Below are 20,451 nucleotides of genomic sequence, written 5' to 3'. Positions count from 1 at the left end.
GTTTCGGGATACTGCGGTTCCCGTTTTCTAAAGCATTTTTTATGCGATTGTAGTCGCTGTTGTGCAGTTTAATGGATTTTTTATATAAAAATAGGCCATTATTACGGCCATATGGTGCAGTTCTGCATCAGAATTATGGAGATAAGATTCTCTCAATGTCTAAAATCGATACCAACCTGCCGTTTCTTCCTGTTCGTATTGCAGTGCTTACCGTTTCGGATTCGCGCACGCTGGAAACAGATACCTCTGGCGCAGCGCTTGTTGCGCGGCTGGAAGGTGCGGGCCATGTTCTGGCTGATCGGGCCATTATCTCAGACGATGCAGACAAGATTTCCGCACAACTGCGCAAGTGGATTGCTGACCCGCAGGTGGATGTTGTTATTACAAATGGCGGCACAGGCGTAACCGGCCGTGACGTAACGCCCGAAGCGTTTGAAAGCGTGCTGGAAAAACGCATTGAAGGGTTTGGTGAGCTATTCCGTATGCTGTCTTACCGCAAGATTGGCACATCCACCATTCAGTCTCGTGCGTTGGCAGGTGTGGCTGGCGGCACGTATCTGTTTGCGCTGCCGGGTTCTACTGGTGCGGTGAAGGATGGTTGGGATGATATTCTGGTTTTCCAGCTTGATAGCCGCCACCGGCCCTGTAACTTTGTGGAGTTGATGCCGCGTTTGCGCGAAGGCTTGAAAGGAAACGGTCATCATGACTGATGATGTCAAACTGCTGATGCTGGCAGGTGATTACGTAGAAGACTATGAAATCATGGTGCCTTATCAGGCTCTGCTTATGGTGGGGTATAAGGTGGACGTGATCTGCCCCGGTAAAAAAGCGGGCGATAAGGTGCTGACGGCCATTCATGATTTTGAAGGCGCGCAGACATACAGTGAAAAGCCCGGCCATGCTTTTGTGCTGAATGCAGATTTTGATGCCATTGATACGGATGAGTATCTGGGGCTGATTATTCCCGGTGGGCGTGCGCCTGAATATCTGCGCCTGAATGCGCGGGTGTTGGAAATTGTAAAAGCATTTGCCGATAGGCCAATTGCCGCTATTTGCCACGGGGCACAGCTTCTGGCTGCTGCAGGTATCATTAAGGGGCGTGAAGTCTCGGCTTACCCAGCCTGCCGCCCAGATGTGGAACTGGCTGGCGGCACTTACGCTGATATTCCGGTTACTGAAGCCGTAACGGATGGGGAACTGGTAACGGCCCCAGCATGGCCTGCACACCCAGCGTGGCTGGCTCAGTTCCTTAAGGTGCTGGGTGCAAATGTGAGCATCTAAGGCCCAAAGGCTTTTTCTCTCCCATCATGATTGGATGGGAGAGAGTCTTCTTTTAGAATTCGCAGGCAGCAGGGCGGTTCAGCATCGCCATCAGCTCGCGCCGCGTGTCTGAGTTTTCCCGAAAAACGCCAAGCATGGTGCTGGTGACCATGGAAACACCGGGTTTGTGCACGCCGCGTGTTGTCATGCATTCGTGGGAAGATTCAATAATAACGGCAACCCCGTGCGGTTCCAGTTCATCATTGATGGTGTTGGCAATCTGGGCTGTCAGCCGTTCCTGAATTTGCAGGCGTTTGGCATAGGCATCCACCACACGTGCCAGTTTGGAAATGCCTACAACGCGCTGGCGCGGCAGATACGCAACATGTGCACGCCCGATAATGGGGGCCAAGTGGTGTTCGCAATGGCTTTCAAAGCGGATATCACGCAGCAGCACAATTTCATCATACCCTTCCACTTCGGAAAAGGTGCGGCGTAGCAAGGCTGCGGGGTCAATCTCATACCCACAGAAAAACTCGGTGTAAGCGCGGGCAACACGGGCAGGGGTATCGTGCAGGCCTTCACGGTCCGGGTTGTCGCCAGCCCAGCGCAGCAGGGTGCGTACGGCCTGTTCTGCTTCGGCTTGTGTTGGGCGTTTGGATGTATCAGACGGAGGCACGCTCATGCCACACTCCAGAAAAAGTATAGGGATATGATGGGGCGGATTAGTGGATCTGGCGGAGCAGAAAGGGGCTGTCCAGACTGAAAGCAGGAATGCTGACATCAAACCGTCTGCCGCTGCTTTTGTCCTGCATAAGATAATGCCCGCTCATAAATCCGCCCGGCGTGGCAAGAGATGCCCCGGAGGTATATTCATACAGCGCACCGGGCTGAATAACCGGTAGTTCTCCCACTACGCCAGAACCGTGCACATATTCTGTATGCCCGGCGGTATCTGTAATGTGCCACGTGCGTTCCAGAAGCTGCACAGGCTGTGTGCCATCGTTACCAATGCGGATACGATAGGCCCAGCAATAGGAATGCTCATCTGGTTCGGATTGGTCTGGCAGCCAGAACACCTGTACCTGCACGCGCACATTCTCCGTAACTGCCTCATAGACAGGTAGTGAGGAAAAGAGCTCGTTCATGGCTTCTTCTGGATCTTGCAAAAGGGGAGAAGTGGCCCAGTCGGGCATGGAATATCCTGTTTGTGGTACGGGATGGTGCTTGCACCTATCACGAACCCATCTGTTATGCCAAGCATTGCCTCTCCCGATACCTTAAAGGTGGCTTGGGAGAGGCAATGAGGGTTTTATTTAGATAGCCTGAAGGGCCGCAACACCACGGGCCAGATCGTCAATCAGATCTGCGCTGTCTTCCAGCCCGACGGAAAAGCGGATGGCGCCATCTGTAATGCCGAGTACGGCGCGGTCTTCTGCGCTCACCTTGGAATGCGTAGTTGTGGCTGGGTGCGTTACCAAAGAGCGTGCATCCCCAAGGTTATTGGAAATGGCAATCAGCTTTAGTGCATCCATAAAGGCGAATGCCCCTTTCTGGCCACCCTTTACCTCAAAGGCAATCAGGCTTCCGCTGCCGCTCATCTGGCGTTTGGCCAGTTCATACTGCGGATGATCGGCCCGGCCGGGGTAGCGCACACTTACAATACCGGGGGCAGATGCCAGATAATCGGCCACAGCCGCAGCATTGGCTGCCATGGCGTTAACGCGCAGGGAAAGTGTTTCCAACCCTTTAAGCATCACCCATGCGTTGAAAGGTGAAAGCGCATTGCCCGTATTGCGGGTGAAAGGCTGAAGCGTTTCCGTAATCCAGTCTTTGCGGCCCAGCACAGCTCCACCCAGCACGCGGCCTTGGCCATCAATGTGCTTGGTGCAGGAATAGACAACAACATCCGCACCCAACTGAAGAGGCTTCTGGAAAACAGGGGAGGCAAATACGTTATCCACCACCACAATTGCACCAGCCTTGTGGGCTAGGTCTGAAATGGCCTTGATATCCAGGATATCAAGCATGGGGTTGGATGGGCTTTCCAGCAGTACGGCGGCTGTGGGTTTGGAAAGTGCTTTTGCCCATTCGTCCGGGTTACAGCCATCTACAAAAACGGTTTCTACGCCATAACGGGGCAGAAGGTTGGCAACAATCCAGTGGCAGGAGCCAAACAGCGCGCGGGAGGCAACAACCCGATCTCCTGCTTTAACGTGGCTGAGCAGGGCGGAGGAAACTGCACCCATGCCCGTAGCCGTTGCTACGCAAGCCTCTGCGCCTTCCAGATCAGCCAACCGGCGTTCCAGAGCCGCAACTGTGGGGTTGCCAAAGCGGCTATACTGATAGTGCTCTTCTTCACCACGGAAGGTGCGGGCAGCTTGTTCAGCGTTGTCATAAACAAAGCCGGAGGTCAGAAACACGGCTTCGCTGGTTTCACCATATTCCGTGCGTTCCACACCAGCATGGAGCTGACGGGTTGCGGGGCGCCACGCTTCAGAAAATGCAATCTTGTTGTCACTCATGGGTCTTTGTATCCGGTTCTGGCGTGTCAGACCAAGCAGCAGACAGGCCCATGTGCCTGCCAAAGCAGCTCAATCTCTTAAATTGACCGTGGAAACCATGACAGCCGGCCAAATGCCGTGTCAGAGCCTCTTTAGCGCGTTTCTTTTACCTCGCCGCAAGCCGGCCTTACAAATCACGAGGGCAGGGCGCAACACCTTGCTGGCAGGCAGGGTAAGCCCGGATATTGGCTATCGTCAAGTTCTGTGCAAGCAGCCTTCACAAAACAGGCTTGCGGTGATTTAACTTGGATGAATATTTCAAAAATCTGATGGATTTATGCATGTCCGGCAAGAAAGAATCAGTCACTTCTGTTTATGTAGACAATGCGCAGGAGGTTGTGCCTGTTATTCTTTCTGGCGGTTCTGGTAGCCGCTTGTGGCCGGTTTCTCGCGGGAGCTATCCCAAGCAGTTCTGGCCGTTGCTGACAGAAAAAACCCTGTTGCAGGAAACAGCCCTGCGTGGTGTGACAGCCAAGCTGTGCGGCCCGGTGGTGATCTGCAATGCTGAACATCGTTTTATTATAGCGGAACAACTGAGGGATGTAGGCGTGCAGGACGCCCGCATTGTGCTGGAACCTGTGGGCCGCAATTCAGCTCCGGCTATTGCCGCCGCAGCTTTTTTGACAGCAGAAAAAGATTCCGATGCCGTATTGTGGGTTATGGCCGCAGATGCCGCCATAACGGATACGCAGCGGTTATATAAGGCATTGGAAAGTGCTGTTCAGGCCGCCCAAGCCGGATACGTTGTGACATTTGGTATGAAGCCCTCCCGCCCTGAAACAGGGTACGGATACATAGAGGAAGGCGCGCCACTGCCCGATCTTTCAGGCGTATGCCGTGTAGCGCGGTTTGTTGAAAAACCGGATGTGCAAACAGCGCATCAGTTTTTGGAAAGTGGCAAGTATTTGTGGAACTCAGGCATGTTTGTTACGCGTGCCGGTACGTTTTTACATGAACTCCAAAAATACGAACCCGAATTATATGAATGCGTGCGTCAAGCTGTAGAAAAACGCCAGACAGACATGGATTTTGAACGTCTGGATGTGGAGAGTTTTAAAAAATCTCCTGATATTTCAGTTGATTACGCGGTAGCAGAGCGCACGGACAAAGCAGCTGTGGTGCCTGCTGATTTTGGGTGGTCCGATATCGGAAGCTGGGATTCCTTATGGGAACTCAGCGCGAAGGACGAAAACGCCAACGCGGTTTATGGCAACGTGATGCTGGAGGATGTGCACAATTCTTACATTCGCACAGATGGCACGCTGACCGTAGCACTGGGTGTTGAAAATCTGACCATTGTGGTGACACAGGATGCCGTAATGGTTGCGCATAAAGATCGTGCGCAGGATGTTAGAAACATTGTCCAGCGCCTGAAGGCAGAAGGCCGCACAGAAGCAACAGATCATGCCCGCATATATCGGCCGTGGGGGTTTTATGAGGGCCTTACGCAGGGAGACCGCTTTCAGGTTAAGCGCATTGTGGTGAACCCGGCGCAGAAGCTTTCTTTGCAAAAGCATTTTCATCGGTCAGAACACTGGGTGGTGGTGGAAGGTACAGCGCTTGTAACCCGTGGAGATGAGGAAATTCTCGTGCGGGAGAATGAAAGCGTGTACCTGCCGGTTGGTATGCTGCACCGGCTGGAAAACCCTGGCCGTATCCCGCTTACGCTTATTGAAGTGCAGTCTGGCCCCTATCTGGGTGAAGACGATATTGTGCGTGTGCAGGATTTGTATAGCCGGGAATAGGCATGACAGGAGGCCTGCAGAAGGCCAAATCTGTTCCTGATAGTTTTTAAAGTAATGCCTGAAGCAGCGGAATAAACGGCAGGTCGGCTTCGGGCATGGGGTATTTGCGCAGATCCTGCGGGGCAACCCATGCCAGCTTTTGCCCTTCCTTGGGGATGGGCGTGCCTTGCCAGCGCCGACAGACATAAAGCGGCATCAGCAGGTTAAATGTCGGGTAAGAATGGGAGGCAAAGGTAAACGGCGCCAAACAGGCGCGGGACATATCAAGCCCCAGTTCTTCATGCAGTTCGCGTACCAAAGCGGCTTCTGGCGTTTCCCCTGCTTCTATTTTGCCACCCGGAAATTCCCATAGGCCTGCCATGCTTTTCCCTTCCGGGCGGCGAGCGAGCAAAATGCGGCCTTGTGTATCAATAAGTGCTGCGGCGGAAACCAGAACCAGCTTTTTGGGAGCAGATGATGTGGGAGTTGATGCTGAGGCGCGGCGTGCATCCTGCATGTGGCGCGTGGTTTCAAAAACCAGCATGGGCTGTTCGCTCCCGCGGGAGGCAAAAACCTGTTTGTCTGTTCCGATTTTCTGAAAACCCACATGTTCCAGCACACGGGCAGAGGCAACATTATCTACGGCCACATGTGCGCGGATACTGGAAATTTCCAGATGCGCCAGCGCCCAACTGGTAACGCGTTCGGCAGCGCGGGTGGCAATGCCTTGCCCCCAGTAGGGGCGGCCAATCCAATACCCCAACATGCCAATACGTGCAGAATTGGCTGGGGTTTGAATACCCAAGCCAATACAGCCAATAAAAGTGCCATCCTTATCCAGAATGGCAAAATGATACCCTTCTCCTTTTTGCTGCATCTGCTGTGTGGAAGCTATCCAGCTATCTGCCAGTTCTCGCGGGTATGGAAAAGGCAGACGGCTGAGCATCCGCACCACTTCCCAGTCATTCACCAGATGGTGGAGAGCAGGGGCATCCTGCGCACAAAGTGGGCGTAGGTGATAGGGCGGGGCTTCCAGTTCGGTCGGGGCAGTATCAGGCATTGGGTTTAGGCGTTTGCGCTGGTTCTGGGGGAATACCGCATTCGGTCAGAAGTTCACGCAGGGCATTGATAACGGGGAAAACCTCTACGTTGTGGTCACCACCCAGTTCGCGCCACGCGTTCTGCTCCAGTTCCACAATTTCGCGGTCTTCGGCAAAAATGCGGTTGGTAAAGGCTACAAGGAAAGGCCACGCAATATCCAGCAAACTACCAATTTTGGGTCGCTTGACGGAAAGCAGGCCAAAGGTACGGTTGGTGAGTTCATCTGCGCTTTGCGGCACATAAACAATCCACAAATCCATCACCGGATCTTCATCTCCGGTCTGGATGCGCAGGGTTTGATACGGATATTCCGTACGAATGGTCATGACATCGCGATGCTGGAACTTTTCCGAAGAATCGCGGCGTTCACCAAAAATCAGGGCTTCACCAAAAGGCTGCTTGCCGCCAGTACGGGCAAAGCTGTAGCGGGCTTCCACCAGCTTTGGCTCACGTTTCTGGCCCAAAAAGCGAGGCTTCATCTGCCCCATCTGTTTGGAGTGCATGAACTGATGATTCATATCCATCAGGTTTTCATGCATGAAGCTGTAATGGCACCCAATGGTAGTGCCAAAGTAACGGGTTTTGTAGGCCGGATTGCTGGCACGGGCCAGATGCGCGGGCAGGGGTACGGTGTCTGCTTTTTCCGGGTCACCGGGAAAAACAAAGATCATGCCGTCCTGTTCCCGGCAGGGGAAAGTGCGCACGCCGTTAGGAAGTTTGCCCTTGCCCAGATAGGGCACATCAATGCATCGGCCAGAGCGTCCATACGCCCAGCCATGATAGCAGCATTTAACAGAGGCGCCTTCTACCGTGCCTTTGCTAAGAGGCACCTGCCGGTGGGCGCAGCGGTCTTCCAGTGCAAATACGGGGCCTGCATCCGGGCGCACCAAAGCAATAGGTGTGCCAGCATAGCGCGTGCCAATGGTTTTGCCGGGCTTAAGCTCCCGAGACCACGCAACAGGGTACCAGTAGTCCGGGTTGGATCTGACGCGCCGCAGATCTATTTTACCCTTTCTGGCTTCAACAGCCAGTTCTTGGGTGGAGGAATCGGTCTGAGCGGTCTGATCCATTTCGCCTCAAATCACAAAGAATACCTGTGCGGCGCCGTTTTGATGCCGCTGTTGCGAATGCTATCTCAACTCATCGTGACGCAAGAAGCAAGACAGGAGCGCATGGCTGACAGAAATTAATGTTCTGCCAGCTCTGCCGTCAGGTCCTCAATAAACTGGAAAGCCACACGTCCGGAGCGGCTCCCGCGTGTAATTGCCCACTCATTGGCGCGGGCCATCAGGTCCGCATCGGCAATGGGCAGGTTACGTTCACGCGCATAGCTCTGCACCATGTCTGCAAACGTATCCTGTTCACAAGCATAAAAACCAAGCCAGATGCCAAACCGGTCTGAAAGCGAGACTTTTTCTTCTGTGGCTTCGGAGGGATTGATGGCGGTTGCGCGTTCATTTTCAATCATGTCCCGCGGCATCAAATGGCGGCGGTTGGATGTGGCGTAGAACAGAACATTTTCTGGCCGCCCGGCAATGCCGCCATCCAGAACAGATTTCAGCGCCTTGTAATCCCGGTCTTCCTTTTCAAAGGACAGATCATCGCAGAACAGAATAAAGCGGCGCGGGTTTTCCCGCAGCAGGCTGAGCAGCAGTGGTAGGGTTGCCAGATCTTCGCGCTGAATTTCAATTAGGGCAATCGCGCCCTTACCGGGGGTGCATGGTTTGCCATTAACCTGATTGGCCAAGGCGTGTGCGCCTTTTACCAATGAGGATTTACCCATGCCGCGAGCACCCCAGAGCATGGCGTTGTTGGCGGGCAGGCCACGGGCAAAGTGCTCTGTGTTTTCAATCAGGATCTTGCGTTGCAGATCCACCCCGCGCAGCAGATCAACCGGCACATGCGCAACATGAGGCACAGGCAGAAGGCGCCCGCGTTCTGGCAGCCAGACAAAGGCATCGGCGGTATCCACCCCTTCCAGCGTGGCTGGTGGAGGAGAAAGCCGCTCCAGAGCAGAGGCAATGCGTTCCAGAACAGGGAGTGTCGGTGTATCCATCTGGGTATCTATCCTGTTTGTCGCCGGTCGTTGGTTATAAAATTACGGGCCGTAAGGCGTTTTCATCCGTGCAGGTGCTTGACGCACGAGGATTGAAAATTATGGTCACTTTCTCTGTTTTCGCAACACGCCTTTCAGGAAAGTCTGCTTGATGTCCAATTTCCTTATTCCCGCCGCCTATGCCCAAAGCGCTGGAGGTGCTGGTGGGGGCTCTAGCCTGATGTCCTTCCTGCCGTTTGTGGCTGTTTTTGCGATTATGTATTTTTTGCTGATCCGTCCGCAGCAAAAACAGCAGAAGCAGCTTAAGGCAGAACTCAAAGCCCTCCGCCGTGGAGACCGGATTGTAACGGCTGGTGGCGTTGTGGGTATTGTTCAGCGCGCCAAGGAAGATTCGGAAGAAGTGGAAGTGGAAATCGCGCCAAACGTGCGTGTTATGGTGCTGCGCGGCACAATTTCCACAGTGCTGACCAGCACCGCCAAGCCCGCAAACGATACAGCAACCGCAAAAAAGTAAGCTTTTCTGGCTTAATGTGCAGAAACGTCAGAGAAAGGAAACGGGGTCTATATCTACGTCCACTTTGGCGTTTCTGTTCAGGTTTACCATACCCAGCCAGCGGCGCAGGATAGGTTGCACCGCAATATTACGATGTGTGCGTAGCAATAGCCGCCTGCGGTGCCGCCCACGCAATACGGCCAGCGGGGCTGGGGCCGGGCCAAGCACCTGTATACCCTCTCCATAAGGGGCGGTGCGGCCCAGTTGGGCGGCGGCTTCATCTGCTGCAACAGGTGTATCTGCACTTACAATTAAAGCAGCTAATCGCCCGTAAGGAGGCCAGAACCCCGGTTTACGCTGTGCGGCCTCCTGCTGCATGAAGGCATCAAAATCCCCCGAAAGCAGTGCCTGCATCACCGGATGTTCAGGGGCATAGCTTTGCAGAATAACCCGCCCGGGGGAGGACGCTCGGCCAGCACGGCCTGCCACCTGATGTAAAAGTTGGATCGTACGTTCTCCAGCCCGCAGGTCTGCCCCGCTAAGCCCGAGGTCTGCATCCACCACGCCAACCAGAGTAAGGTGCGGAAAGTGCCACCCTTTGGCAACAATCTGCGTGCCGATAATCAGGTCCACTTCCCTGCGCGAGATTTTGGCAACAGCTTCCGCTGTGGCGGCTGGGCCGCCAAGTGTATCGCTAGACATCACCAGCAAACGGGCATCAGGGAACAGTTGGCGTGCTTCTTCCGTAATGCGTTCAATGCCCGGGCCTATGGCGGTCAAACTGTGGTCAGATCCGCATTGCGGGCAGGTGGGGGGCATGGGTTCTGTGTGATCGCAATAATGGCAGGAAAGCACCTTGCGGTTGCGGTGCTCCACCAGCCATGCCGTGCAATGCGGGCACTCCATACGGTGCCCGCAGGATCGGCACAGTGTCAGAGGAGCATAGCCGCGCCGGTTGAGAAACAGCATAACCTGCTCCTGCCGTTCCAGCGTGGCGCCAATATCTTCCACCAGTTCGGGGGAGAGAAAAAGCCCTCTGGGCGGGGGATGATCACGCAAATCCAGCACGCGGGTTTCTGGCAATTCTGCCCCTCCGTGCCGGGTGGGCAGAACAAGGTGCCGATACCGTCCAGCCTCTACGTTTGCCAGTGTTTCCAAGCTGGGGGTGGCGGAAACCACAACCACAGGAAAACGCGCCAGCCGCCCACGCACTACGGCCATATCTCGCGCATTGTAGATGACGCCTTCTTCCTGCTTGAACAGGGCTTCATGCTCTTCATCCACAATAATCAGGCCGAGATTATGGAAGGGCAGAAACAGGGCAGAGCGGGCTCCCACAATGACAGAGGCAGAACCATCTGCTGCCCCAAGCCACGTAAGCCTACGCGCGCGCTGCCCGATTTCGGAGTGCCATACAGCAGGTTGCACGCCAAAACGGCGGGAAAAACGTTCCATCCATTGGGCGGAAAGAGCAATTTCGGGCAGAAGGATAAGGGCTTGTTTGCCCTGTTCCAGACATTCGGCGATGGCTTCTAGGTAGATTTCTGTTTTGCCAGAGCCGGTAACCCCTTCCAGCAAGGTTACGGAAAAACGATTTTCCGTAACAGTTTGGCGTAAGGCCACAGCGGCACTTTGCTGCTCACCTTCCAGCACAGGTGGGTTGTAGTGGGCATCGGGGTGGCCAAATGGGCGTTCTGGCCCAAGGGAAACAGGACGCAGCACGCCTGCATTGGCAAGCCCCTTTACCACGCCAGCACTTACGCCCGTGGCATTGGTAATATCTGTGGTGGTGCGGTGGTTGCCATCTGCCAGAAGGTCCAGCACCTTTTGGCGTGCAGGGGTAAGGCGCAGAGCGTTCAGATCAGGGTTTTCTGCCAAGGCCCAACCCATTGTGGGGGTAGGGGCTGCGCGCATATGCAACCGTAAGGTCATGGCCAGCACCATACCCGGAGGGGTAAGCGTATAAGCGGCCACCCAATCTATGAACTGGCGCAGTTCTGCTGATAAAGGCGGCAGATCAAGCCGGCAGACCACCGGGCGCAGGCGTGCCGCATCCACCTTTTTTTCTGTGGCTGGTGGGGCCAGATCGGCGGGAAGTGAAGATGTTGCATCCCATACCACACCGGTTTCCTGCCGCTTACCCAGTGGGGCGACAACAATATCACCGGGTTGCAAATCCATATCTGCTGGCGCGCGGTAATCAAAAGGCCCGGCAAAAGGCATAGGCAGCAGCACGGAAATACGTGTGGTGCTGCAAGCACTGGCCGTTAAGTTGCCAGAATCCTGCATAGGTATATTGGGGAAGGGTTTCTGCGCCATCAGGATTTGGTTGTAATGCTGCCCACAAGGAAAGAACAGGGGAGAAAAAGCGCATCAAGCTTTCTGCCCGACAGAGGAAGATCATGACTGCTGAAGAAGCTGTTCAGAAATTTCTGGAGTGGATGGCTGTAGAAAAACAGGCATCTCCCCTGACAATTGAGGCCTATCAAGGCGATCTGGCCCGTTTTTTAGGGTTTATGACCACGCATCTGGATGGCCTGCCGGATATGATCGGCTTGGGCTTAATAAGCCTGCGGGATTTTCGTGCATGGTTGGCTTATGAGCAGGCCGAGGCCAGCAAACCAACAGCACGCAAAACGTCATCAGATCAGGCCACCCGCACACGTGCACGCCGTGTTTCTGCCGTCAGGTCTTTCTTCAAATATCTGGCGCGCAGGCAGGGAGTAGAAAACCCGGCCATTCAATTACTCAGCACACCGCGCACCAAAAAGCCTCTGCCACGCCCTTTGGCTAAAGATCAGGCTTTGGCAGCCCCGGAAGATATTTCTGATTTGGCGCAAACACCCATGGAACAGCAGCGAAATGCCGCGTTGTTTCTGCTTTTATATGGGTGCGGATTGCGTATTTCTGAAGCTTTGAACCTGAATATTGCTGATCTGGATGTTATGCGCAGCAGCAATGTACTACGTATATTGGGCAAAGGCGGCAAGGAACGTCTTGTGCCGGTGCTGCCCGTGGTGCAGCAGGCGCTGGAAGCGTGGCGCACACGCCATCCAGCTCCAACCCCAGATGCCCCTTTGTTTGTAGGAATAAGGGGCAAGCGCCTCCAACCTGCTATTGCCCAGAAAGCCATGCGGGAATGGCGACATCTTTCTGGCTTGCCAGATTATGTAACACCCCACGCGCTACGCCATTCCTTTGCAACCCATCTGATGGAAGGTGGGGCGGATTTGCGCGTTATTCAGGAGTTGCTGGGCCACGCCAGCCTCTCCACCACACAGCGTTACACACTGGCAGATGAGGCCCGCTTGCTGGATGTCTGGACGCGGGCGCATCCGCGTGCACAATGAGGCCAGAATGCAAAATAAGGAACACACCGGCATGATACAGGCGTTGCGTGCACCGTGGCCCGAAATCGAACCCTATGCCCATGGTTATCTGGATACGGGGGAAGGGCATCAGATCTATTGGGAGCAGTGCGGCAACCCGGATGGTGTGCCGGTTGTGTTCCTGCATGGTGGACCGGGTGGGGGGTGCTCACCCTCCCAACGGCGACTGTTTGATCCGGCGCGTTACCGCATTGTGCTGTTTGACCAGCGTGGGTGTGGCCGTTCGCTGCCTCATGCTTCGTTGGAAGCAAACACAACATGGCATCTGGTTGCAGATATTGAACGCCTGCGTGAAATGTGCGGGGTAGAGAAATGGGCCGTATTTGGTGGCTCATGGGGTTCTACATTGGCGCTGGCTTATGCCGAAACACATCCAGACCGTGTAACTGCGCTGATGCTCCGCGGCATCTTCACCCTGCGGCGGGCCGAATTGCTGTGGTATTATCAGGAAGGTGCCTCCTGGCTTTTCCCTGATAAGTGGGAGGATTTTCTGGCACCGATTCCACCCGCAGAGCGTGGGGATATGATGGCTGCGTACCGCAAGCGCCTGACATCTGATGATCTTGCTGTTCGTCTGGAAGCGGCTCGGGCCTGGAGTTTGTGGGAAGGGCGCACATTAACCTTGCTGCCATGCCCGGAAATGGAAGTGCAGCATGATGAAGCCGATTATGCGCTCGCATTCTCTCGTATTGAAAACCATTACTTTGTGCATGGGGGCTGGCTGGAAGAAGGTCAGCTTATTCGGGATGTCGGGCGGATCCGCCATATTCCTACAGTGATTGTGCAGGGGCGTTACGATATGGCAACGCCGGTACGCACAGCGTGGGATTTGCACAAGGCATGGCCGGAAGCCGATTTCCACTTAATTGATGCCGCAGGCCATGCTTTGTTTGAGCCCGGTATTTTGACGGCGTTGCTGAATGCAACAGACCGTTTTGCGCGGGAACTGGCATGAAACGCCAAATAATTGCGTGCGTCCTCATAATAGGTGGCGGAGCCAGTGCGTCGCTTGGTGGTATTTCCGCAGCTTATGCTGCAGATGGATGCCATAAGCTGGTAGCACGCGTGGCGTTGCGGAATGATCAGGGCTTTCTGAACATTCCTGTTAGCGTGAATGGCCATGCTGTCAGTATGATTGTGGATACAGGTTCGGAGGGGAGCCTTATCTCACCTGAGGCTGCCTCACTTTTTGCCGCCCAGCGGGATAAAAGTGTGCACACGGTTGTGCGGGGCACCGGGGGTATTGGGCGGATTGTGCCCAATGCAATTGTCAGATCCTTTCGCGCGCAGAATGTCGAGTTTGGCCCTGTTTCCATTCCGGTGGATACATTGCCCGCAGTGCCTCAAACAGAGCCTGAAGTGGAGGGCCTGATGGGGGGAGATCTGCTCTCCCGCTATGATGTGGAATTTAACGTGGCGGGGGGCACTCTGTCTTTCTGGTCTGCCAATTCAGCAGATTGCACTGGGCCGGAAGGGTGGCGTTACATTTATCGTGCGGTGCCGTTGCAGGCAGCAGGCCAGCGGGTGGTGGCGGAAGTTACGCTGGATGGTACAAAGCTTAAGGCGCTGGTGGATAGTGGGGCACGTTCACGCATTGTCTCAATAGGTGCGGCGGAGCGTATTGGTGTTTCCCGCCAAGCCTTGGCGGCTGATCCGGGGGGAATGACAACCGGGGTAGATGGGCACCAGCAGATTTATCACTGGCATAAGTTTCATCTGTTCCAGATTGGGCAGGAACAGGAAAAATCTCCGGTTCTCACGGTTGCTCCCGTGCATGATACCGTAGATATGCTTTTGGGATCAGATTGGTTTGCTGCGCATCGTGTCTGGATATCTTACCGCACACATACGCTGTATGTCATGCCGGCACCGCAGGCGCACCGTTAATATAAAAAACAAAAGGCAGAAGAACATAATTTCTTCTGCCTTCTGAGCGTTAGATTATTCGCCTTTCAGGCGCTTGTTGCATTCGCTGTAATAACCGCCGCCTTTCTGAATCCATTTCATGTTGCCATTGGCATTGCTGGATTTGTTGGTGTGGTACTGATCCAGGCAGGTTTTCATGCGGGCTTTACCAGCACTCAGCTTGGAATACTGAGGATCGACCGCAGAAGGGAAGGTAGCGCCAGAAGCACTTACAGCAGCAGGTGCAGCCGGTTTGGCAGCTTCTGGTGTGGTTTCTGCTGGTTTGCTGGTGGCGGCAGGAGCAGCCTCTGCCGTGGTGGCATCACAGTTGGCGGCTTTAAATGCTTTAAATGTCTGGCCGTTAAGCGTGTTTTCCGCTTTGGCTTCCTTGAATTTTGCGTGGCATTCCTTGGCCGTCAGTGCATGGGCGCTAGGAGCGGTAAGAGCAGTTGCGCAACCAAGCAGTAATGCAGCCAAGCCGGTGCGTGCAGAAAAGTTCATAAAATAAAACCTCATGCAAAGGGGCGAATCAAAAAACGACCCGATGCCGTTTTTTACTCCCGTAAATAGTATCGCAAACTGTGGCAGCGAAATGAATGGGGGATGATATTTTTATGAGAAAAACAAAAACCCCCTCCCGAATAAACGGGAGAGGGCTTTGTATAACGGGTAGAACCCGACGTGTTTGAGAAGGGTTAGTCGTTAATACGTTCCCCATGCAGGGACATATCCAGACCTTCCAGTTCTTCATCGGGTGTAACGCGTAGGCCGATAACCAGATCAACCACTTTCAGGATGATGAAGGATACAACAGCACACCATACAATGGTCACCAGCACGGCTTCTGTCTGCACGATAAGCTGATGCACAGACCCCGTAATGCCGGAGGGGTTTGAATCTGTTGCAGAGAGCGGGCCATAGGCAAACAGGCCGGTTAGCAGTGCACCAACAATACCACCTACGCCATGCACGCCAAAGGCATCCAAGCTGTCATCATAGCCCATCATGTGCTTCAGAGATGTGGCACCCCAGTAGCAGACAACGCCTGTAATCAGGCCGATAATCAGTGCGCTGCCCGGCAGCACAAAACCAGCAGCAGGTGTGATAGCCACCAGACCACCAACAGCGCCAGAAATAACACCCAGCACAGTTGGTTTGCCAGAGCGCAGCCATTCAACCAGCATCCAGGATACGCCAGCACCAGCAGCGGCAATCTGGGTAGCGGCCATGGCCATACCTGCGCGCCCATTGGCACCTACGGCAGAACCGGCGTTAAAGCCAAACCAGCCAACCCATAGCAGGGAAGCGCCAATAACGGCATATGTCAGGTTGAAGGGAGAGAGATCATCCTGCCCGTAACCTTTACGGCGGCCCAGCACTAGAGCGCACACCAAGCCAGCAACACCAGCGTTAATATGCACAACCGTGCCACCGGCAAAGTCTGCTGTGCCAAGGCCACCCAGCCAACCGATAGGGCTCCAGACCCAATGTGCGATAGGGGCATATACGATTAGGGACCAGATGATGGAGAATACGCACATGGCGCTGAACTTCATGCGTTCAGCATAGGCACCGGAGATCAGGGCCGGGGTGATGATGGCAAATGTCATCTGGAACATCATGAAGATGCTCTCAGGAATGGTCATCGTTGTGGCGTTGGGGGAATCTGCACCAAGGGTAAAGCCGATATCCGCACCATTATGAATGTTGGCACCGATACCGTTCAGGAACATACGGCCCAATCCGCCAATCCACGGAGAGCCTGTGGTGAAGGCCAGAGAATATCCAGCGATCATCCAGACAATGGAAATAATGCAGCACAGCGCAAAAGATTGCATCAGTGTTGCCAGTACGTTTTTCTTGCGTACCATGCCCGCATAAAACAGGGCCAAACCAGGTATTGTCATCATCAGCACAAGGGCAGTGCTGACTAGCATCCATGCTGTATCACCGGTATCAATTGCTGGTGAGGAATCAGCTGCATGGGCTGGAAGAGCTATGGTACAACAAGACAGAGTAAGAACTGCTAATCTTGCCAAAGGGTTGCGTAAAAGCTTGGAACAATATTGCAGCATGCAGCGTTGCACTCCCGTGGATATAAACCTAGGCGATGGATAAGGTTATATAATGTTTAGAATTATGCGATTTTCTGCGTATATAAGCAATAACATATCGTGTTCGGAATAATTTATTTTCTGAGTTGGGATGTTGCTCGGAAATGTCATCAGTTCATTATAATGGTAGTAGTAAATTAGGGCTTGACCCAGTCTGCTGCGGCAGAGATGAGCATGACCGCGGGGAAGAGTGTTGCTGTTTTTTCGTATCTGGTTGCGATAGCGCGCTTCGCCTTAAGGCGAGGCTAGAGGTTCCCAGATCGTCCATGCCTCGTCCGTAAAGGTTGCCTGCTCTGTTCCCCCGACAATATAGAAAGAATTTCAAGATATAACAGGTCCTAAGGTTTGAGTAGTGGCGAAAGAAGTTTAATTTTCGACTTGCTATATGAGATTAACATGTTCGCGAAACGTATCGACCTTATGAATAAAGCATTCAATTCCATTCTTCTTTGTGTAAAGTGAGAAGCAGATATTGTTTTGGATTGTAGAAAATAATTTCTAGATTTTGACCGAAAGTAAATTTCTGTGATTACAGTGCTTTTCCTTTCTTTAATCTTGGCTCCGTCGCCTTGTTGCTGATGGGGGATACGCTGGTGGAAACTTGCGAGAATCCGCAGGAAGGAGAAGATAAACTGGTCGCTGGTTATTATGAAACGTTCATCATTCTCAAGGGTTTTATGTCCCTGATAACGGTGTTTGATAGTAAAAAAAGTACTTTATTTTACTTGGATCATGTTTATGCACCAATAGAAAGGTCGAGGTAACAATCAGAACTTCTTGAACTTGGCTCACCATTACATTTATCCACGCGCAGAATGCTGCGAAAAAGTAATCAGACTCTTTTTCGCAGGTGGGCTCTCAGGCTAAAGCTTCAGTTTTGCGCAAAGAAGTTTTCCCCTTATTTTACTAACTGCAGTAAAAAGGCGAGACACAGAGGCTCGTCAACCGGGCAAAAATCTGGCATATTTTGACGGCAGAAGATGCTAAGAAATGTGTAAATTAAATAACGGAAGGTTTTTGTTAGTGAACTCAATCGAGTTATCCGAATGAAGGTCGGTGAGACCTGAAATAAAGCTTTATAATATTTTGAGGTTTTGTTTTCTTCTCATTCTTAGGAATAAAGTGATTTTCCTGTAACATCATTGAGTTTATATAATACATTTAATAAAGAAAGCTAACATTTCTGTCAATCTTTAACGGGAGTTAACAATGGCTGTATTTGATTGTTTTTCGTTTTTTAATGAATTTGACCTTCTTGATATACGATTAGCAGAACTTGATGAAGTGGTTGATTACTTTGTTATCTGTGAATCATCTTATAATTATATGGGGAAAAAGAAAAATTTATTTTTTCAGGAAAATAATAGTCGCTATAAAAAATATGCTCACAAAATCATTTATTTACCTATACTATCATTTCCTGAAGGTTTAGATCAGTTTAAAAGAGATGCATATCAACGTGAACAAATGATGCGTATTGTGCAGCGTGCGCAGCCTGATGACCTTATCATTCATACAGATATCGATGAGATTCCAACACTTGATGCGATTCGTTTTGCAAAAAAATTTGATGGTATTACATATTTTTCAATGAATATGTATCAATATTATTTTAATCTTCTTGAGCGAAAAGGATGGTGGCATCCATATGCTATTCAGAAAAAATATATTAATATCTTAGATTCATTGAATAGAGAAAAAAATATTACAGAAAATGACTGGAATTTTTATTTATTTACTTACATGCGTTATACTCTACTACATGAGGCTTACCATTTATCGATTCCGGTTACGGTCAGAAATGACTCTGGCTGGCATTTTACCAATATGGGTGGGCTTGATGCTTTAGAAAAGAAATTTCACGCTTATGCACATTCAGATGATCCTTGGCCTAATCTCATGAAAGATCGGAACCGTCTGAAGCAGCAAATTGATATTGGCACTCGTATCTTTCGTTTCGATGAACTGGCGGAATATGTGCCAGTTGATAAAACATTCCCGAAATACATTCTTGAAAATGTCGAGTATTTTCAAAAAAATGGTTATATAAGAAATATTTATGATGCTCACAAAACTCTGCAAGAGTTATTCGTGAAAGTTCGTCGTTCTTATGCTCTTAGAGAGGTTGGAAACCCAGTTCCTCAAGAAGAACTCAATTATCTTTCGGCTTTGCGCTTCTTAGAGTTCGCTCTCTGTGATGAACATCCTATTCCTGTTGACCAAAATCGTTTACCTCAACCACTTCCCAAAGGTATGCTTGTTAGTGAAGGGAAGCAGGCAACTCAGAGTTCTATTTGCGCTTGGTCAAAAGGACGTACCTGTGCTGAAGATGCTACAAATGCCTTATCGGGTACTCCAACCGGTCTTTTTAGTTGCCATACAGAACAAGAACAAAATCCTTGGTGGATGGCTGATTTAGAAAGCATTTATGATATTTCGGAAATACGTGTGTTTAACCGTATTTTTCCAAATTCATCTGACCACGAAGTTTTGAAACGTTTGAGCACCCTTCAGATTTCCGTATCCGAAGATGGGAAAATTTTCAAAACTATCTATCTCCATCAAAGTGACTATCTTATTGGTGGGCTTGATGGAAAACCTTTAATATTTTCACCGAAAACGGCAACAAAAGCTCGGTTTGTAAAACTTTCCCTGAATGATTTTCAGTGCCTTCATTTAGATAAAGTTTATATCTACAAAAAAGTATAAGAAATTAGGTTTTGATATTAATTTCCCTTTTCTTGTTCACATTCTGTGGCAAGAAAAGGGAAAGTTAAAAAATATTTATTATTTTATTAGGAAAGTAAGATGTATTTATTGAATTGTATTATTTTTAAAAATGAAGGTTTCGAAAATTCTTCTGAGATTGATATCGTATCTGCGAATCGGACTTATCCCGTAATGATTGAAGTTCTGTTCAATCGGTTTAACACGATCTTGCGAAGTATCCATTACCTTCCGATGTCAAGACCATATGTTGCACGCAATATTGGTAGATGCTTCAAAAATATCGCAATACCAGTAGAGGAAAGATAGATTTCTGAATATAATATAATTCCTCGATCTTGGTGAGACAAAGACCTGTTTTTTCATGAAAATCTCGCTGCTCTTTGAGCGATGTTACTGTGTCTGCTCAGGCATCAGATGCAGTATTGCTTCGATCGAGTAGTCTCTCCTACAATGCGGCAATCAACGTTGCGTCCAAAATCTGATTCGACATCAGGATATAGTTCGGGTAATCCTTTGTTTCTCGGCCCATGAAACTAACGTATGATTGCATATTTCGGATCATTATCCATTCTGATAGCCTCTGGCCTGCCGCGCTACTCGATAATCTGTTCCAGACCGCAAGCAACCCGATAGGCAAGGCAGGCAAGGGAAAAACAACCACAATCGCCAGTCCTTCACGATTGAAGTCATTCAGAATGTCCAGGAACCGAAAAGCGCGACTATCCAAAAGTTTCTCCGTTATCAACTCTATGGGCCAGATCGTGTTGAGAAGGACTGGAACCGACAGCTTTCCAAGCTTTTCGCGAACCAGACGCTTGCAGGTTGAAATCCCGATCCCGATCCCGATCCCGATCCCCATCCTAATAGATCCGAAAACCCGCTAATGATTCCTGATATGTCCCTGCACATTGCGCAGATATACGGACAACATAAACCAAATCCCCATCTCCTGTGAGCTTGGGCCAATCGTACAACAAGATTAGAAATTCTGTCGTTTTCCGCTGTTAATCGCGGATGATAGCGAAAGCAGGTCTCAGATACCAAAAAAATCCAACAGGCCAGCGCAATGCTGACGCCATGATAGGCCACAGCTTGTGCGGCCAGTTCCCGGCGCT

General features: G+C 51.4%; 18 protein-coding genes and 1 riboswitch. Of the genes, 8 read left to right on the top strand and 10 right to left on the bottom strand.

Features of this window, described 5'->3' with window-relative positions; genetic code table 11:
* Positions 1-71: 71 nt before the first annotated feature.
* Together moaB and EOV40_RS08560 are read left to right on the top strand one after the other, a co-directional pair.
* Entirely contained in the window at positions 72-710 is a 639-nt protein-coding gene (gene moaB, locus EOV40_RS08565) for a molybdenum cofactor biosynthesis protein B (protein ID WP_196332569.1), read from the top strand.
* A complete protein-coding gene (locus EOV40_RS08560) occupies positions 703-1,281 on the top strand; it encodes a DJ-1/PfpI family protein (RefSeq protein WP_003630066.1) in 579 nt (192 codons plus the stop codon). Before moaB ends, EOV40_RS08560 begins: the two co-directional genes overlap by 8 nt.
* A 52-nt stretch (positions 1,282-1,333) precedes the next feature.
* Here EOV40_RS08560 and folE read toward each other — a convergent pair whose 3' ends face one another.
* The 3 genes from folE to metZ form a co-directional block, all read right to left on the bottom strand.
* Positions 1,334-1,945: a GTP cyclohydrolase I FolE gene (gene folE, locus EOV40_RS08555; RefSeq protein WP_003624543.1), complete on the bottom strand. Its 612-nt coding sequence runs from the start codon at positions 1,943-1,945 to the stop codon at positions 1,334-1,336.
* Between the two features lie 40 nt (positions 1,946-1,985).
* Positions 1,986-2,456, bottom strand: a complete 471-nt coding sequence (gene apaG / locus EOV40_RS08550; protein ID WP_050818258.1) for a Co2+/Mg2+ efflux protein ApaG — start codon at positions 2,454-2,456, stop codon at positions 1,986-1,988.
* Positions 2,457-2,576: 120 nt separating this feature from the next.
* Entirely contained in the window at positions 2,577-3,785 is a 1,209-nt protein-coding gene (gene metZ, locus EOV40_RS08545) for an O-succinylhomoserine sulfhydrylase (protein ID WP_050818257.1), read from the bottom strand.
* Between the two features lie 110 nt (positions 3,786-3,895).
* Positions 3,896-3,975, bottom strand: a riboswitch (SAM riboswitch).
* A gap of 94 nt (positions 3,976-4,069) precedes the next feature.
* On the opposite strand from metZ, the gene EOV40_RS08540 reads away from it, so the two are divergent.
* Positions 4,070-5,569, top strand: coding sequence for a mannose-1-phosphate guanylyltransferase/mannose-6-phosphate isomerase (locus EOV40_RS08540; RefSeq protein ID WP_128105660.1), 1,500 nt, complete (start codon positions 4,070-4,072; stop codon positions 5,567-5,569).
* 46 nt (positions 5,570-5,615) lie between these two features.
* Here the strand turns inward: EOV40_RS08540 and mutT are convergent, their stop codons facing one another.
* From mutT to EOV40_RS08525, 3 genes are all read right to left on the bottom strand, one after another.
* On the bottom strand, positions 5,616-6,608 hold the full coding sequence (gene mutT, locus EOV40_RS15470; protein ID WP_128105659.1) for an 8-oxo-dGTP diphosphatase MutT: 993 nt from the start codon (positions 6,606-6,608) through the stop codon (positions 5,616-5,618).
* Positions 6,601-7,719: an aromatic ring-hydroxylating oxygenase subunit alpha gene (locus tag EOV40_RS08530; RefSeq protein WP_087651897.1), complete on the bottom strand. Its 1,119-nt coding sequence runs from the start codon at positions 7,717-7,719 to the stop codon at positions 6,601-6,603. The genes mutT and EOV40_RS08530 overlap by 8 nt, the downstream gene beginning before the upstream one ends.
* Positions 7,720-7,835: 116 nt before the next feature.
* A complete protein-coding gene (locus tag EOV40_RS08525; protein ID WP_128105658.1) occupies positions 7,836-8,705 on the bottom strand; it encodes an ATP-binding protein in 870 nt (289 codons plus the stop codon).
* A gap of 148 nt (positions 8,706-8,853) precedes the next feature.
* Here EOV40_RS08525 and yajC point away from each other — a divergent pair, with 148 nt between their 5' ends.
* Entirely contained in the window at positions 8,854-9,219 is a 366-nt protein-coding gene (yajC, locus tag EOV40_RS08520) for a preprotein translocase subunit YajC (protein WP_014457073.1), read from the top strand.
* 27 nt (positions 9,220-9,246) lie between these two features.
* Here yajC and EOV40_RS08515 read toward each other — a convergent pair whose 3' ends face one another.
* The gene (locus tag EOV40_RS08515) at positions 9,247-11,517 is read right to left on the bottom strand and encodes a primosomal protein N' (protein WP_128105657.1); all 2,271 of its coding nucleotides are present in this window, start codon (positions 11,515-11,517) and stop codon (positions 9,247-9,249) included.
* Positions 11,518-11,600: 83 nt separating this feature from the next.
* On the opposite strand from EOV40_RS08515, the gene EOV40_RS08510 reads away from it, so the two are divergent.
* From EOV40_RS08510 to EOV40_RS08500, 3 genes are read left to right on the top strand one after another with little or no spacing between them, the layout of a single operon-like run.
* Positions 11,601-12,548: a tyrosine recombinase XerC gene (locus EOV40_RS08510; RefSeq protein WP_087651900.1), complete on the top strand. Its 948-nt coding sequence runs from the start codon at positions 11,601-11,603 to the stop codon at positions 12,546-12,548.
* 7 nt (positions 12,549-12,555) lie between these two features.
* Positions 12,556-13,542, top strand: a complete 987-nt coding sequence (gene pip, locus EOV40_RS08505) for a prolyl aminopeptidase (protein ID WP_026019237.1) — start codon at positions 12,556-12,558, stop codon at positions 13,540-13,542.
* A complete protein-coding gene (locus EOV40_RS08500) occupies positions 13,539-14,474 on the top strand; it encodes a retropepsin-like aspartic protease (protein ID WP_128105656.1) in 936 nt (311 codons plus the stop codon). Before pip ends, EOV40_RS08500 begins: the two co-directional genes overlap by 4 nt.
* 54 nt (positions 14,475-14,528) lie before the next feature.
* Here EOV40_RS08500 and EOV40_RS08495 read toward each other — a convergent pair whose 3' ends face one another.
* Both EOV40_RS08495 and EOV40_RS08490 read right to left on the bottom strand, forming a co-directional pair.
* Positions 14,529-15,008: a hypothetical protein gene (locus tag EOV40_RS08495; RefSeq protein WP_208729131.1), complete on the bottom strand. Its 480-nt coding sequence runs from the start codon at positions 15,006-15,008 to the stop codon at positions 14,529-14,531.
* Between the two features lie 179 nt (positions 15,009-15,187).
* Complete coding sequence (locus EOV40_RS08490) at positions 15,188-16,567, bottom strand: ammonium transporter (protein WP_408740478.1); 1,380 nt, start codon at positions 16,565-16,567, stop codon at positions 15,188-15,190.
* Between the two features lie 1,248 nt (positions 16,568-17,815).
* Here EOV40_RS08490 and EOV40_RS08480 point away from each other — a divergent pair.
* Positions 17,816-19,315, top strand: coding sequence for a discoidin domain-containing protein (locus EOV40_RS08480; RefSeq protein ID WP_128105654.1), 1,500 nt, complete (start codon positions 17,816-17,818; stop codon positions 19,313-19,315).
* 466 nt (positions 19,316-19,781) lie between these two features.
* Here the strand turns inward: EOV40_RS08480 and EOV40_RS08475 are convergent, their stop codons facing one another.
* On the bottom strand, positions 19,782-20,195 hold the full coding sequence (locus tag EOV40_RS08475; RefSeq protein ID WP_128105653.1) for a hypothetical protein: 414 nt from the start codon (positions 20,193-20,195) through the stop codon (positions 19,782-19,784).
* Positions 20,196-20,451: the final 256 nt, after the last annotated feature.

The sequence above is a fragment of the Acetobacter oryzoeni genome, assembly GCF_004014775.2.
Taxonomy (GTDB): Bacteria; Pseudomonadota; Alphaproteobacteria; order Acetobacterales; family Acetobacteraceae; genus Acetobacter; species Acetobacter oryzoeni.
Note: the sequence above shows the minus strand (reverse complement) of the source record. Positions and strands in the feature narration are given on the sequence as shown.